General features: G+C 56.1%; 1 protein-coding gene. It reads left to right on the top strand.

The annotated features are described in order from the left end of the window. Nucleotides 1-1176 (top strand): elongation factor Tu (gene tuf, locus QWY83_RS14210; RefSeq protein WP_105234110.1); only part of this gene is annotated, 1176 nt, incomplete at its 5' end. Nucleotides 1177-1190: the final 14 nt, after the last annotated feature.

The following is a 1190-nucleotide window of genomic DNA, read 5'->3' as shown; positions in this document are numbered from 1 at the left end:
ATGGCTAAAGGTAAGTTTGAACGTAACAAACCGCACGTTAACATCGGCACGATTGGCCACGTTGACCACGGTAAAACCACATTGACCGCAGCAATCACCAAATATTTTGGTGACTTCCGCGCATACGACCAGATCGACGGCGCACCTGAAGAGAAAGCACGCGGCATCACCATTTCGACCGCTCACGTTGAGTACGAAACCGAGACCCGTCACTACGCACACGTCGACTGCCCAGGCCACGCTGACTATGTTAAGAACATGATCACTGGTGCTGCTCAGATGGACGGCGCGATCCTGGTTGTTAACGCTGCTGACGGCCCGATGCCGCAGACCCGCGAGCACATCCTTCTTGGTCGTCAGGTTGGCATCCCGCACATGGTTGTCTACATGAACAAAGTTGACCAGGTAGACGACGAAGAGCTGCTCGAGCTGGTTGAGATGGAAATCCGTGAGCTTCTGTCGTCCTACGACTACCCTGGCGACGATATTCCGATCGTTAAAGGTTCGGCTCTGGCTGCTATGGAAGGCCGCGACCCGGAGATCGGTGAGAACTCGATCCGCGCTCTGATGGAAGCCGTAGACACCTACATCCCGACTCCGGCACGTGCAGTTGACCTGCCGTTCCTGATGCCGATCGAAGACGTGTTCTCGATCTCGGGCCGTGGTACTGTTGTGACCGGTCGTGTTGAGCGTGGCGTAATCAACGTTGGCGACGCGATCGAAATCGTTGGTATCCGCGACACCAAAACCACCACCTGTACTGGTGTTGAAATGTTCCGCAAACTGCTTGACCGTGGTGAAGCAGGCGACAACATCGGCGCGCTTCTGCGTGGCGTTGACCGTGACGGCGTTGAGCGTGGTCAGATCCTGTGTAAGCCGGGTTCTGTTAACCCGCACACCAAGTTCGAAGCTGAGGTCTACATTCTGACCAAAGAAGAAGGCGGCCGTCACACTCCGTTCTTCGCGAACTACCGTCCGCAGTTCTACTTCCGTACGACTGACGTCACCGGTACCTGCATCCTGCCGGAAGGCACCGAGATGGTTATGCCTGGCGACAACCTGAAGCTGTCGGCAGAGCTGATCGCACCGATCGCGATGGAAGAAGGCCTCCGCTTCGCGATCCGCGAAGGCGGCCGTACCGTTGGTTCGGGCGTTGTTTCCAAAATCCTCGCTTAATTCGCGATAGATTT

The sequence above is a fragment of the Marivivens donghaensis genome (assembly GCF_030410045.1).
GTDB classification, from domain to species: Bacteria; Pseudomonadota; Alphaproteobacteria; order Rhodobacterales; family Rhodobacteraceae; genus Marivivens; species Marivivens donghaensis.
Note: the sequence above shows the minus strand (reverse complement) of the source record. Positions and strands in the feature narration are given on the sequence as shown.